The sequence below is a fragment of the Mucilaginibacter pedocola genome (genome assembly GCF_002013915.1).
Classification (GTDB): Bacteria; Bacteroidota; Bacteroidia; order Sphingobacteriales; family Sphingobacteriaceae; genus Mucilaginibacter; species Mucilaginibacter pedocola.
The window spans coordinates 264,449-276,959 of the sequence record NZ_MBTF01000034.1 but is presented as its reverse complement, the minus strand read 5'-3'; the positions used below and the strand labels follow the sequence as shown (position 1 = coordinate 276,959).

General features: G+C 47.0%; 14 protein-coding genes. 4 read left to right on the top strand and 10 right to left on the bottom strand.

The window, feature by feature from the left end:
- The first annotated feature begins 37 nt into the window (after positions 1–37).
- Positions 38–625 (top strand): thymidine kinase, encoded by a 588-nt coding sequence (locus BC343_RS21680; RefSeq protein WP_078349875.1) that lies wholly within the window; start codon positions 38–40, stop codon positions 623–625.
- A 150-nt stretch (positions 626–775) separates the two neighbouring features.
- Here BC343_RS21680 and BC343_RS21675 read toward each other — a convergent pair whose 3' ends face one another.
- From BC343_RS21675 to BC343_RS21655, 5 genes are all read right to left on the bottom strand, one after another.
- Positions 776–1,375, bottom strand: a complete 600-nt coding sequence (locus BC343_RS21675; RefSeq protein ID WP_143822303.1) for a hypothetical protein — start codon at positions 1,373–1,375, stop codon at positions 776–778.
- Between the two features lie 127 nt (positions 1,376–1,502).
- Complete coding sequence (gene kdsA, locus BC343_RS21670; RefSeq protein WP_078349873.1) at positions 1,503–2,282, bottom strand: 3-deoxy-8-phosphooctulonate synthase; 780 nt, start codon at positions 2,280–2,282, stop codon at positions 1,503–1,505.
- Positions 2,269–3,009, bottom strand: coding sequence for a 3-deoxy-manno-octulosonate cytidylyltransferase (gene kdsB, locus BC343_RS21665; RefSeq protein ID WP_078349872.1), 741 nt, complete (start codon positions 3,007–3,009; stop codon positions 2,269–2,271). Before kdsB ends, kdsA begins: the two co-directional genes overlap by 14 nt.
- A gap of 6 nt (positions 3,010–3,015) precedes the next feature.
- Positions 3,016–3,951, bottom strand: coding sequence for a KpsF/GutQ family sugar-phosphate isomerase (locus tag BC343_RS21660; protein WP_078349871.1), 936 nt, complete (start codon positions 3,949–3,951; stop codon positions 3,016–3,018).
- 273 nt (positions 3,952–4,224) lie between these two features.
- Positions 4,225–5,520, bottom strand: a complete 1,296-nt coding sequence (locus BC343_RS21655; protein WP_078349870.1) for a nucleotide sugar dehydrogenase — start codon at positions 5,518–5,520, stop codon at positions 4,225–4,227.
- 162 nt (positions 5,521–5,682) lie between these two features.
- On the opposite strand from BC343_RS21655, the gene BC343_RS21650 reads away from it, so the two are divergent.
- Together BC343_RS21650 and BC343_RS21645 are read left to right on the top strand one after the other, a co-directional pair.
- A complete protein-coding gene (locus tag BC343_RS21650; protein WP_143822302.1) occupies positions 5,683–5,910 on the top strand; it encodes a hypothetical protein in 228 nt (75 codons plus the stop codon).
- On the top strand, positions 5,910–6,194 hold the full coding sequence (locus tag BC343_RS21645; protein WP_078349868.1) for a type II toxin-antitoxin system RelE/ParE family toxin: 285 nt from the start codon (positions 5,910–5,912) through the stop codon (positions 6,192–6,194). The genes BC343_RS21650 and BC343_RS21645 overlap by 1 nt, the downstream gene beginning before the upstream one ends.
- A gap of 43 nt (positions 6,195–6,237) precedes the next feature.
- Here the strand turns inward: BC343_RS21645 and BC343_RS21640 are convergent, their stop codons facing one another.
- Positions 6,238–6,573, bottom strand: a complete 336-nt coding sequence (locus BC343_RS21640; RefSeq protein WP_078349867.1) for a hypothetical protein — start codon at positions 6,571–6,573, stop codon at positions 6,238–6,240.
- Positions 6,574–6,575: 2 nt separating this feature from the next.
- Positions 6,576–6,905: a hypothetical protein gene (locus BC343_RS21635; RefSeq protein WP_078349866.1), complete on the bottom strand. Its 330-nt coding sequence runs from the start codon at positions 6,903–6,905 to the stop codon at positions 6,576–6,578.
- Between the two features lie 181 nt (positions 6,906–7,086).
- Between BC343_RS21635 and trxA the strand changes: the two genes are divergently transcribed.
- On the top strand, positions 7,087–7,407 hold the full coding sequence (trxA, locus tag BC343_RS21630; RefSeq protein WP_078349865.1) for a thioredoxin: 321 nt from the start codon (positions 7,087–7,089) through the stop codon (positions 7,405–7,407).
- 127 nt (positions 7,408–7,534) lie between these two features.
- Here trxA and BC343_RS21625 read toward each other — a convergent pair whose 3' ends face one another.
- From BC343_RS21625 to BC343_RS21615, 3 genes are all read right to left on the bottom strand, one after another.
- Positions 7,535–8,239, bottom strand: coding sequence for a head GIN domain-containing protein (locus tag BC343_RS21625; protein WP_078349864.1), 705 nt, complete (start codon positions 8,237–8,239; stop codon positions 7,535–7,537).
- An 83-nt stretch (positions 8,240–8,322) separates the two neighbouring features.
- Positions 8,323–9,978, bottom strand: coding sequence for a M1 family metallopeptidase (locus BC343_RS21620; protein ID WP_078349863.1), 1,656 nt, complete (start codon positions 9,976–9,978; stop codon positions 8,323–8,325).
- A gap of 236 nt (positions 9,979–10,214) precedes the next feature.
- A complete protein-coding gene (locus tag BC343_RS21615; RefSeq protein WP_078349862.1) occupies positions 10,215–12,077 on the bottom strand; it encodes a CocE/NonD family hydrolase in 1,863 nt (620 codons plus the stop codon).
- Positions 12,078–12,511 lie beyond the last annotated feature (434 nt).

The window sequence follows — 12,511 nt, the reverse complement described above, 5'->3', positions numbered from 1 at the left end:
AAATTCTGATATTAGCCCCTCACAAAAGTTTTGAGGTTTGTACACAGAGGAAGTTTTCAGAAGGCATAACGAGGTTGGTGGGAGTATAGAAGTGATCTGCGGATCAATGTTTTCGGGTAAGACCGAGGAACTTATCCGCCGGGTGAACCGCGCGCGCATTGCCAAACTGAACGTGGAAATATTTAGCCCGGTGGCCGATACCCGTTACGATAAAAGCGCCCTGGTATCGCACAACCTTAATTCCATCCCATCAAAAGCGGTAGATAAAGCTGCATCTATTTTACCCCTTGTTGCGGGTAATACGCAGGTGGTGGGGATAGATGAAGCCCAGTTTTTTGATGACGAATTGCCGCAGGTAGTAAGTACACTTGCCAATGCCGGTGTGAGGGTAATTATAGCCGGCCTGGATATGGATTTTAAAGGCCGCCCCTTTGGCCGCATGCCCGAGCTAATGGCCATGGCCGAAGCCGTAACCAAATTGCATGCTGTTTGCGTAGTATGCGGTAGCCCGGCCCTCAACTCGTACCGCCTGGTACCCAACGAGAACCAAATACTCCTCGGTGAAAAAGAAAGTTACGAACCCCGTTGCCGTAATTGCTTCAATTTAGACGGACTGGCGGGTTAGGCGGTTTGCGGTGGGCAGTTTACAGTTCGCAGTAAACAGTATGATTAGTTTGCATTTAGTTATCTCACGCAAAGACGCGAAGGCGCAAAGAGAAAAAATTAAGGTTTAGCATCAGAGAATCCTAAAATCAAGCGAATCAAGGTTCAGGAATTAAGCTATCTCCGGTATACCAAACCTGTTATAAACCACCTTTGGTTCGTGGGCCTTGTAGGCTACAATGGCAAGGGCACCCCATGCTAAAATCGAATAAGTAACACCAAAATACAAAGTAGCATTTACCCGGCCGAATAGCATCATGACAAGCATGCCCACCGGAAGCCAAAAGCCAACTACCAATGCTGCATATTTTTGCCATCCCCTTAATACATCGGCTTTAATAATTGCTATGCCTGTTGCCAGCATGAAGGCGTTGCTGATGGGCCAGCTGAGGTCGAGAATTTGGAAGTAGATAGAATCGGTACCTATACCGGTTGCGCCCCACAGGTTATAAATATTGGCTATGCCGAGGAGGATGAGTTGAGTTTTAAGAATAATGTTCGCCCATTTACGTTCGCCGGCGGCACCTGCGCGTAGCAGGGCATAAATGCTGCACATCCAGCCGAGCATGTATACTACATCTGCAATAGCGGCCCAGTCGGTGGTTACCTGCGGTACCTGTTGTCCGGCAACATTGCTGCCCAGCATCTCGATGGCCAAAAACGGTGCGCCTACCATTCCGCCTATCCCTAATAATTTATTGCTTGGCCCCATGTTTTCCGTTGTGATGTTTAGTACACCCTATTGACGGAGGCGCAAGGCGGTTTGTTACAAGCAAATAAGTAATTTATTCAGGAATTATTATCTACTATTCCGGTGTTCCTATCGGAATAGATAGGTATTAGTTTACCAGCGAAACGATCAACTCCTCCAAATCACTCAAATAAAGCATATTCGGGCCGTCGCTAAGGGCATGGTCCGGGTCGGGGTGGGTTTCTATGAAATAGCCTGATGCTCCGAATGCGCGGGCCGCGCGGGCCATGTTGGGTACAAATTTGCGGTCGCCGCCGGTTTTACCGCCTGCACCGCCCGGGCGTTGTACCGAGTGGGTGCAATCCATACAAACGGGGTAGCCAAATTCTTTCATATCGGCAATGTTGCGGAAATCTACCACCAAATTATTATAGCCGAACGAGTTGCCGCGCTCTGTTAAAATGATTTGCTCGTTGCCGGCCTCTTTTACTTTTTGCGCAGGATAGAACATATCCTGTCCCGATAGGAATTGAGCTTTCTTTACATTTACCACTTTACCGGTTTGCGCGGCAGCTACCAGCAGGTCGGTTTGGCGGCACAGGAAGGCCGGTATCTGCAAAATATCAACCACCTCGGCAGCAATAGCCGCCTGGAATGGCTCATGAATATCGGTAGTAACCTCCAGCCCGAATTTCTCTTTTACGTTGTTCAGCATCTCCATGCCTTTCTCAATGCCCGGGCCGCGGTAGCCGTGTATACTGGTACGGTTGGCTTTATCGAAAGATGATTTGAATACCACCGTAATGGGGTATTTGCTTTTGATATCAGCAACCTTTTCGGCCACGGTGTAAAGCAACTCCTGGTTTTCCATTACGCAGGGGCCAACAATAAAAAAGGGTTTCTCGGTAATATCTTTATACAGTGCCATTGTCTTCTAATTTTTTACGTGCATGTTCCAGGTCCTCCGGGGTATCTATCCCTTTTTCGAAACCTGCAACCTCTATCATTTTTATTTTGTAGCCATTCTCTATGGCGCGCAACTGCTCCAGCTTCTCCGACCGCTCCAGGAACGACACTGGTAGTTGAACGAATTTGCTTAAAAAATCTGCCCGGTAGGCATATACCCCCATGTGTTTTTTATACCCTTCGGCACTCTCTAAAACCACATCGCGCGAGTAGGGTACCGGGAAACGCGAAAAATAAATGGCATTATCATTTACATCTGTAACCACTTTAACCAGGTTGGGGTTGTGCAGTTCGTCCAAAGTGGCTATTGGTGCGCAAACACTGGCCATGGCCGCATCGCTTTCGCGCATGGCGCTGATCAATTTGTCTATAATACCCGCGTCGAAAAACGGCTCGTCGCCCTGTACGTTAACCACCAGGTCGCAGGGTATTTTGGCCGCTACCTCGGCAATACGGTCGGTACCGCTGGGGTGTGTTTCTGCGGTCATTAATACATTTGGCGTAAAAGTTTTGCAAAGGTTAAAAACAACCTCGCTGTCGGCAGCTATCCAAACCTCCTGGTGCAAGGTTGCCTTTATGCAGGCCTCGTAAACGCATTGTATAACGGGTTTGCCGCCAAGATCAAGCAATACCTTTTCGGGCAACCGGGTCGATCTCAGGCGGGCGGGTATAACAATTATGGTTTTCATAGCGCCTTAGGCCTGGTTAAATATTTGATAAACACCTGCTATTTTGTCACTGCTGTTCTTCACCAACAGGGTAGTTATTTTACGCTCCAGCATGATAGCTTCGGCGTCGTAAACTAATTCGTCCTCGTCCACTATAATAGGGTTGGGGTTCATCAGTTCCGATACAGGCAACTGGTTTATATCTGTATGCTTTAACAAACCACGGCGCAGGTCGCCATCGGTTATCACGCCAAAAACCTTATCTGCTGTGCCTACCAATACCATCCCCAGTTTCCCTTCCGACATGCGGATGATCAGTTCGGTAAACGTAGCGCCTGCATCCAAAAAAGGCAGGGCATCGGTACGCATCAGATCTTTTACTCTTACCAAAAGCTTACGCCCTAAACGGCCACCGGGGTGGAAACGTGCAAAATCATCGGGACTAAAGCCCCGTTCGGTCATCAAAGCTACAGCAAGTGCGTCGCCCATTACCAGCGTTGCCGTGGTAGACGATGTTGGCGCCAGTTCCAACGGGCAGGCCTCTTGTTTGATACCCACGTTTAGATGGTAGGTGGCATTTTTGGCGAGGGTAGAGTTTGGGTTGCCGGTAATAGCTATCGATAGGTTTTTATGCCATTTTAAAAAGGGCATCAGTTTTAGCACCTCTTCGGTTTCGCCCGAGTAGGAGAGGATGAGCAGGATATCGTGCTCGCTCACCATACCCAGGTCACCATGGAAGGCTTCGGCGGGGTGCATAAAAAAGCTTTGGGTACCGGTGCTGGTAAGCGTGGCCGATATTTTACGGCCGATATGGCCCGATTTCCCCATGCCGCAAACCACCAGTTTCCCTTTCGATTGCAGTATGGCTGCAACAGCGTCAGAAAACTGCTCGTCTATCATGGCCGCCACATGCTGTAACGACTCTATCTCAATATCAAATACCTTTTGGGCTATACTTTTCATTTATTTCCGCAGGGCCCCTTTCAGGAGACCCTGCAGGGAACGTTTGGTGTATTTTGGTTTGCAAAGGTACTACTAAAAATGGAAGATTGATGTTTGTACACATGTGGCTGTGGAGTACCCAAAGCAATTTTGTCATTTCGATGAGCATGCGGGGGAGGTGCGAAAGCGCGAAGAGAAAACTTCGACACTATGCAATGCCACCATGCTGAGTGGTAATGCTACGCCGCGCAAGATTCCTCGTCACTTCGCTTCCCTCGGATGGCAACGCGGTTTCTACAACCTCGCATCCACAATATCCCGCGGCAATACCGATTTGGTATCGTAAATAACGCTTGCTTCACCATTGGTAATAGCGGCATAGTCGAGCGTTAAAAATTCGCTGTGCGCTACCGCCAGTATGATGGCATCGTACTTTTTATCTATCGACGGAATAAGCGTAATGCCGTATTCTTTTTCTACCCGTTCGGCATCAGCACGCGGATCATGCACATCAACGTTTACACCAAAGGCCTTTAGCTCGGTATAAATATCGGCTACTTTGCTGTTGCGCACATCGCTGCAATTTTCTTTAAAGGTGATGCCCAGCACCAGCGCATTGGCGGTATTGATCTCGTTCCCTTTTGCAATGAGCAGCTTGATCACTTTGCCTGCCACAAATTCGCCCATAACATCGTTCACCCTGCGTCCCGAGAGAATGACCTGTGGCTGATAACCCAGCGCTTCGGCCTTGTGGGCAAGGTAATAAGGGTCTACACCTATGCAGTGCCCGCCAACCAGGCCGGGTTTGTATTTCAGAAAGTTCCATTTGGTGCCTGCGGCTTCGAGCACATCGTTGGTATCGATACCCATACGGTCGAATATCAGCGCAAGTTCGTTCACAAAAGAGATGTTCACGTCTCGCTGGGCATTCTCTATCGCTTTAGATGCTTCGGCTACGCGGATGCTTGGGGCTTTGTGCGTGCCGGCTTCAATGATGGAAGCATATAGGGCATCAACCTTATCGGCTACTTCGGGTGTAGAGCCACTGGTTACCTTTTTTATTTTGGCGAGGGTGTTAACCTTATCGCCGGGGTTAATGCGCTCTGGCGAGTAGCCTGCAAAAAAATCTTCGTTAAATTTCAGTCCCGATGCCTTCTCCAAAACAGGTATACAGTCTTCCTCGGTGCAGCCGGGGTACACGGTAGACTCGTATATCACCAGGTCGCCGGGTTTTAGTACTTCGCCCAGCATTTGCGATGCTTTGAGTAAAGGGCCAAGATCGGGCGCCTTGAATTGGTCGATAGGCGTAGGGACTGTTACGATATAGGTGTTGCAGTTGCGTAGTTCTTCGGTATCGGCAGAAAATTTAAGTCCCGAATCGGTAGCGTGTTTTAGTACGTTTTGAAGGTCGTCAATATTGGCCTCCTGGGTACGGTCCGTACCGAGGCTGAGTTCGAGGATGCGTTGGGTGTCTATATCAAAACCCAGTACATTATATTTCTTGGCAAATTCTATAGCAAGCGGCAGGCCGACATAGCCCAAACCAATTATTGCAATACGGGTATCATCGCCGGGGTAGGTGTTTTTCATGTAGATAGCTTAACCCCATCCGCCGCATTTTGTGTGGCAGATGAGGGTAAAAGGCAAAAGTAGCGATAAAATGGTAAAGTAGGGGGGGAGGGCGAAGTTGAGGCGCAGTTGGCTTGGTTGCATTTTTATCCTTAACTTTGAAATACATCAAAATTATTTGCCATGATATCGATAAACCTTTCTATGGGGCAATTAATTGAGGCCGTACAAGCCTTAAACCCAGTTGAAAAAGAACAACTGAAAGCTGTTTTAAACGGCGAAGATGATCTGTACTTATCTGATGAGCAAAAGCAGATCGTCTTAAGCAGGCAACAGGCATATAACTCCGGAAATATGGAAGCCTACTCGTTAGATGAATTGAAAATTTTTCTAAAGTATACAGAGGATTAATGTACCGCCTCGTTGTTTTGAAAAGTGCTGCCGAAGATATAAAAGAGTCGGCGAAATGGTACGAGGAACAAAAGGAAGGCTTGGGTAAAAGGTTTAAAAGCCAAGTATTACATAAGCTAAACAACGTTCAAAGAAATCCACTTTTATACGCTGTAAAATTCTCTGAGCAATTTAGGTTTGCGCAGGTAGATGTGTTCCCCTTCTTAATTGTTTTTGAAATCGTGGGTGACGAAGTTAGAGTGAACTCGGTTTTTCATACAAGCCGTAACCCGTCGCGTTTTTAGATTCGTAGGCCCGCTGAACTTTTATGACGCGCTGTAAGGCTATCTAAGAATTTAAAGTTACCGCCCTTTTCTTTTTCGACTGGCTAATAAAAAAGAAAATAATACCAATAACCGGCGTAACTACTACGGTTATAAATCCTCCAAAGAATATACCACCTACCATCGGTACACCGCAGCGGAAGCCGGAAGCCGATAGCCTTATCGACATTATATAGCCGGCAAGGGATGTGCAGAGAATCCCCGATGCATATGTGATGATGACAATGCTCCAAAGCGGAAGTCGGGTCCGTCCGGATAACCTCCTTACCGACAAAACCAGTTGAATAATGGGTGCAGTAAATAATATCAGAAGTTCCATGAATGATAGCAGAAGTTTCATAACTAATTGTTCAATTGATACCTTGTATTTCTCCTCTTATTTCTCACTTCAATTATTGCGCATATACCCGCTATAAGCGATGTTGAAATTAGCGTAATGAACGCGCCGCCAAATAGAAAGCCAAGTGCGGGCATGCCGCAAAAACCTTGACCGTGTGATGCTACAGCCATTTGACTTAACATGATCTTCATGCCAATGAATGAACAAATGGCTCCTGCAAATACAGCCCCCATATAAATGGCCGCTAACGGAATGCTGATACTGCGACATAACTTTAATACCGAGAGTATGAGCTGAATAACCGGCGCTGCAAACAATAACACAAGTTCCATCGTTAACTTTTTAATTGATACTGCGGAGCGCCAGAAGGTAACCTGCAGGTGATTCGATTATTGCACATCTGTCAATATTATCAACATTGTTAATATAATTGTCACATTGTCATACCCCCGCTTGTGGCAAGCTATTTGAATAGTATATATTTGTACACAAAAATTTTAAATATAAAATATCATGGCTTTAGAAATAACAGATGCAAACTTCGAAGAACTTGTTCTTAAATCAGATAAACCCGTATTAGTTGATTTTTGGGCAGAGTGGTGCGGCCCTTGTAGAATGGTTGGCCCGGTAGTAGAAGATATTGCTAAAGAATACGATGGCCAGGCCGTTGTAGGTAAAGTAAACGTAGATAACAACCCCGGTATTTCGGTTAAATATGGTATCCGTAATATCCCTGCTCTACTTTTCTTTAAAGACGGCGAAATTGTTGACAAACAGATCGGCGCAGTTCCAAAATCGGTATTGGCCGGTAAATTAGATAAACAATTAGCATAAGCTATCATATAAAACAAGAAGGCCCCGCAAATTTGCGGGGCCTTCTTGTTTTATAGTCTTAAGTCGAAAGTCTTGAGTCCGAAGTTGGTTTCTTAAAACTTCAGACTTAAGACTTTCGACTTTTTACTTACATCCGGCTTACGCTGCCGCTACCTGCTTTTGAGGTGTTGATGGTTTTTGGCGAGCCAGTGTAATGTACATCGCCGCTGCCAACTACTGATGCATCAATTTTTTCTGATGCGTTTACCCTTGCATCGCCGCTGCCGCGTACCATAACTTGGGTGGTGCCTGTAGTTAAGCCCTGGCCGGTGAAATCGCCGCTGCCGGCTACGCTAACTAACGAAGTATCAGCACTGCCGCTGATGGTAATATCGCCTGAGCCTTGTATGCTGCTATCTAAATTTTTTACGTTCAGTTTGCCGGTGATATCGCCGCTGCCAACCAATTTCAATTGTAGCGAGCTGGCTTTTAAACCTTCTTTAAAGAAAACGTCGCCACTGCCTCTGAGCGTGATATTGTTCACATCTTTAAGGGCTACGTAAATAACCACTTTTTTATCGTGCCAGCTCCAGTTGTTGTCCTCGTCGCGCTTGGTGTAAATTTTCAGCGTACCTCCTTCAACTTCTGTAACAATACGGCCTATGATATCCGATGGCGCATCAACTTTTACCGACTCCGACGAGCCCTGGGTGATATATACATCGAAAGAGCCTGCAACATTTACAGCGCTGAAGCCTGTAAGGTGACGGTCTTCGGTTACGTTTTTAGCGAATGCAACAACGTTTACGGCTACCAACACGGCTGCCAGTATTAGTTTCTTTAGTGATTTCATATTGGGGTTTTAGTTTATGTTCAACTATTAGATGCTATCACCTGCCAATACGTTGCACATAAGCTAAAATATTGTTGCATTTTTTAATTTACCAATACGCCTATGTAATAGTTAAAGGTGTCTACCTCAATATTGTCTTTAGTAGCGCCATTAATAGCTACCGGGGCAAAATGCGTGTTTGGTTTAATGAACACATTCTCGCCGCCCTTAACCCTCACTTTCACCGGCATATTAAAGCCGGGTGTTTCAGCAACCCAGCGGGCCATTAGCTTACCTTGTATGGTGTTAAACTCCAGCACGGGCAGTTTAGCGTGTTTCAGGTATTGCTCGAAAACAAGCGACAGATCTATTCCGCTTTGGGTGTTGATATAGCCCACCACATCATCGTACGTTACGGTTTTATGGTAAAAGGTTTTGTTTAACCCGCGCAGTATGTTGCGCCATTTATCATCATCATTAATAATGGTGCGTATCATGTTAAGCATATTGCCACCTTTGTAATACATATCGCCGCTACCCTCTTTGTTAACGCCATACGCGCCAACTATAGGCCCATCGTTCTGGATGGCCATGCGGGTGCCGTGCACGTACTCCTGCCCGGCTTGCTTACCGTAGAAAGTTTCGATGAAAAGGGATTCGCTGTAGTTGGTAAAGCTTTCGTGTATCCACATATCGGCCAAATCCTTGCTGGTAATGTTGTTGCCAAACCACTCGTGCCCGCTCTCGTGTACCACAATAAAATCCCATTTCATGCCCCAGCCGGTGCCCGATAAGTCCCGGCCCAGATAGCCGTTGCGGTAGTGGTTACCGTACGCTGTACCACTTTGGTGTTCCATACCCAGGTGCGGGGTTTCAACCAGTTTGTAGCCATCCTCGTAAAAAGGGTAGGGTCCAAACCAGCTTTCGAAGGACTTCAGCATGCGCGGCGCATCAAGCCCCCATTGTTTCTTGGCTTTTTCTACATTGTAGCTCAACGGCCAAAAATCAAGGTCGAGCTTACCTTTTTCGCCCTGGTAAGTGCCGGTATAATGCGCATAATCGCCAATATTAGCTTCAAGATTGTAGTTGTTTATAGGTTGCGAAACAAACCAATCGAACCGGGTGTAACCATCCTTCAGCTTGGTAACCTTGCGCAGGCGGCCGTTAGATACATCTTTCAATCCGTTTGGCACGCTGATGCTTACCATGGCGCTATCCACCTCGTCGTCCTGCACATCTTTGGTTGGCCACCAAACGCTTGCGCCCATGCCCTGGCAAGCGGTAGCTACGAAGGGTTTACCCAACGAGTCGGTAGCGTATTGCACGCCGCCATCCCAAGGAGCGCGTTTGGCAATGGTAGGGTTGCCGCTATAATAAACCCTGAACTCTTCTTTACTGCCCTTGCTGATGGTTTTGGGGAAGCTGAGGAACACCGCGTTAAACTCGCGGGTATAACTCAGTTCCTGCCCTTTGTAAACCACCTTCTCTATCTTCAGGTTATTCCACAGGTCGAACTGCAGTTTAGTAAAATCCGATTCAGCCGTAAACTTGAACAGTACGTTACCGCTGATGAATTTTTTATCGATATCAAACTTCACATCCAGGTGATAGTAATTGATATCGTAACAAGTGCGTAGCGACGTGGTTAAGGAGCCACGCAGCGTATCGGCACGGGTAAAGGTTTCTTTGTGGGTGCCTAATTGGGCGTGTGCGCTTAGGCTGCCTAATAACAATAGGGGGAATAACAGGCGTAGTTTCATTATATTTTAATTTTCAATATTCTATTTCGATTTCGTCGTTGCAAGGCGCTGTAAATTAGTGGTTAAGTATTGCTGTAATACTTAACGACGAGTTTGCCACGTCGCTCCCGATGCTCACTCCCCAGCCGCTCCTCGCAATGACATGGTGGTGAGCAGGGGATTAATAGGTAGAAAGTTGTGAGTTATTTACGACTATAAAAACCACACACAACTCTCTACTCACCATTCTCCAATCACTACTTCAACACCTCAACATCCAAATAACTATCGCTAAAAATAGTCTCAGTTGCTTTGACGTAATCGCTTGCTTCTGCCTTGTACGGGTTCTCCACGAATTTTTGCGGGTTGCGGGCAAACAGCGGGAAAGCGGTGCTTTGTACCTGCACCATTATGCGGTGCCCTTTTTTAAAGGTGTGCAGCACATCCTGCAGGCGGAAAGTTACATCGGTTTTCTGGTTGGCCACCAAAGCCTCCGGTTTCTCAAAACTGTTGCGGAAACGAGCCGGCATCACCTCGCTACGCACCATTTGCTGGTAATTGTTTAGCGTGATGCTTTTGTTGGGCATGTATGGGTTGTTGGGCTCGTCGGCCGGGTAAACGTCTATTAGCTTTACAAAGAAATCCGCATCGGTACCGGTGCTGGCTACTTTAAGGTGCGCCATAATTTCGCCGCCGAGGGTAACATCATCCGTTAATACATCCGTCTCAAAAACTACCACATCGGTACGGCGGCCGGCAAAGCGCTGATCCTCGCTCATGTAGTTATGCGGGGTGAAGCCCATGGTGGTAGGCAGATCTTCGGTGTAAGGTACCGGTTTCAGCGGGTCACTCACGTAGCTGGTAGAGCCATCCGCAGGTTGTGTGGTTGGCAACTTACCATCGGCACCTAAATAATATTTAACGTGCTCGGCAGCTGGCGAAGGCCATTTGTTGAAGGTTTTCCACTCGTTTTTGCCGGTGTTGAACATGTATGCTTCGGGCAGGCCGCTTTGTTTGCTGCCATCGCCTTTCAGGAAGTGGTTGAAGAACTTTTGCTCTATATTTTTTTGGTAGAAGGTAGCAATGCTATCGCCAAAGTAAATGTTGCTGTGCATGGTGTGCCCCGTCTCGCGCGACCAGCGGCCGTGGCCGAAAGGTGTCATCACGATGGTGTTGTAAGCATTAGGGTCTTTTTTCTCGATAGTTTTATAAATAGTAAGCGGGCCGGCCAGGTCTTCCGCATCAAACCAACCGCCAACGGTCATTACCGCGGTTTTAGTTTTGCCGTAGTGCTTAGGCAGGCCACGTTTTTGCCAAAACTCATCATAGCTGGGGTGGTTTATGGTTTCCTGCCAGTAAAAGTTGTCTTGGTAATATTTGTCGGCGTTTTTAAGCGGGCCCATATCCAGCAAAAACTGGAAACCATCGCGTGTACCGGTGTTTATCATGGTATTGTTGTACCATGCTTTAGTAGTGGTATCGGTTTTCTGCACACCGAAAACAGGGAAGGTAAAGAAGTAACTCTCCAGGAAAGCACCGTTATGATGGAAATCATCAAAAAAGAAATCGGAGATAGGTGCCTGCGGTGATGATGCCTTTAGCGCAGGGTGGTTTGATAAGATACCCGCGGCCGTGTAAAAGCCCGGGTAGCTGATACCCCACTGGCCTACGCGGCCGTTGTTGCCTTCTATGTTTTTGATGAGCCAGTCGATAGTGTCGTACGTATCCGAGCCTTCGTCTACATCCTTTTTAGTTTTTTTATTGTCGATAACCGGGGTCATGTTGGTCCAGGTGCCTTCGCTTTTCCAGCGGCCGCGCACATCCTGGTACACAAAAATGTAACCCTCCTGCATCATGTATTTTGATGGGCCAAGCTGGCCGGGGTATTTCGTTTCGCCATAAGGGGCAACGCTGTAGCAGGTGCGCTGCATCATCATGGGGTACTTGTTTTGTTTGGAAGCATCCTTAGGGATGTAGATGGAGGTGAAGAGTTTCACGCCATCGCGCATGGTAATGTATACATCCTTTTTGGTGTAATGTTCCTTTACATCATAGGTTTGCGCAAAAGTTGCGCTGCATGCCGTAGTAAATAGTACTAAAGCGGCGAAGAGTTTTTTCATAAAGATCAGTATTAGCTGAGGCTAATTTAGCAAGTAAATCAATAATTTACCAACTGTTGCGGGAGTGTTACAAAAGGGGGTAAGAAATGGGGGATTAGGGGTAGGATTTGTAAGTTATCAGTCTTTGAAAAGCTTTCGTTGTTAATTGAAAGCATCCGCCGCTCATTGCCGCTGGGCTATTACTTTTTTCGCGGTTTGTTTATTTCTTTTGGTGCTCAAGAGGGCTGCGCCGTTTTGTCTTGATACAAAAAGTAACAAAAAAATCAAGTCAGAGCGAATGCTTCCCCCGCTCCCTGCCGGTTCTTAACGCTTTTTCCTTGGTATCTCGCTGCGCGTCGTACCGGTCGGAAAAAAGCTAAACCGGCATTCCCGCCACCGCTTGGCCCGCCCGCTCTGACACTCAGCTCGCGCTTTTAAACAGTGGCGATCGCACA

Bases quoted from the DNA above. Each gene is read 5' to 3' on its own strand.
- BC343_RS21655 (WP_078349870.1), bottom strand. From the start codon at position 5,520: ATGAAAAACACCTACCCCGGCGATGATACCCGTATTGCAATAATTGGT.
- trxA (WP_078349865.1), top strand. From the start codon at position 7,087: ATGGCTTTAGAAATAACAGATGCAAACTTCGAAGAACTTGTTCTTAAA.
- BC343_RS21675 (WP_143822303.1), bottom strand. From the start codon at position 1,375: ATGGGGCCAAGCAATAAATTATTAGGGATAGGCGGAATGGTAGGCGCA.
- BC343_RS21615 (WP_078349862.1), bottom strand. From the start codon at position 12,077: ATGAAAAAACTCTTCGCCGCTTTAGTACTATTTACTACGGCATGCAGC.
- BC343_RS21635 (WP_078349866.1), bottom strand. From the start codon at position 6,905: ATGGAACTTGTGTTATTGTTTGCAGCGCCGGTTATTCAGCTCATACTC.
- kdsA (WP_078349873.1), bottom strand. From the start codon at position 2,282: ATGGCACTGTATAAAGATATTACCGAGAAACCCTTTTTTATTGTTGGC.
- kdsB (WP_078349872.1), bottom strand. From the start codon at position 3,009: ATGAAAACCATAATTGTTATACCCGCCCGCCTGAGATCGACCCGGTTG.
- BC343_RS21625 (WP_078349864.1), bottom strand. From the start codon at position 8,239: ATGAAATCACTAAAGAAACTAATACTGGCAGCCGTGTTGGTAGCCGTA.
- BC343_RS21650 (WP_143822302.1), top strand. From the start codon at position 5,683: ATGATATCGATAAACCTTTCTATGGGGCAATTAATTGAGGCCGTACAA.
- BC343_RS21660 (WP_078349871.1), bottom strand. From the start codon at position 3,951: ATGAAAAGTATAGCCCAAAAGGTATTTGATATTGAGATAGAGTCGTTA.
- BC343_RS21640 (WP_078349867.1), bottom strand. From the start codon at position 6,573: ATGAAACTTCTGCTATCATTCATGGAACTTCTGATATTATTTACTGCA.
- BC343_RS21620 (WP_078349863.1), bottom strand. From the start codon at position 9,978: ATGAAACTACGCCTGTTATTCCCCCTATTGTTATTAGGCAGCCTAAGC.
- BC343_RS21645 (WP_078349868.1), top strand. From the start codon at position 5,910: ATGTACCGCCTCGTTGTTTTGAAAAGTGCTGCCGAAGATATAAAAGAG.